The 299-nt window shown below is 71.2% G+C and carries 1 protein-coding gene; it reads left to right on the top strand.

Annotated elements, in window-relative coordinates; translation table 11 throughout:
- The first annotated feature begins 4 nt into the window (after positions 1–4).
- Positions 5–139: a hypothetical protein gene (locus tag ACEN88_RS35150; RefSeq protein WP_413347047.1), complete on the top strand. Its 135-nt coding sequence runs from the start codon at positions 5–7 to the stop codon at positions 137–139.
- Positions 140–299: the final 160 nt, after the last annotated feature.

Below are 299 nucleotides of genomic sequence, written 5' to 3'. Positions count from 1 at the left end.
CGTCCTGCTCGACCGTGGCGAGGTGCGGCACGAGGGCCTTGCTGCCGGCGTGGACGACACGGGGCGGCTGCTGCTCGACACCGCGGCCGGTCGTGTGACGATCGTGGCGGGCGACGTGTCGCTGCGCACGAAGGATTGATGTCCGGGAGGTCAAATGCTGCTGCTCGTCGATGCTGGAAACACGAGGATCAAATGGGCCATCGCGGCCCCTGACGCCGCGCCGGGCGACTGGACCGCGCATGGCGCCGTGCCGCATGCGGAACTGGAGCGCCTGCAGGCCGCGTGGGCGGGCCAGGGTC

Source organism: Massilia sp. CT11-108, from assembly GCF_047302915.1.
Taxonomy (GTDB): Bacteria; Pseudomonadota; Gammaproteobacteria; order Burkholderiales; family Burkholderiaceae_D; genus Telluria; species Telluria orientalis.
This window is presented reverse-complemented; position numbering and strand designations above follow the sequence as displayed.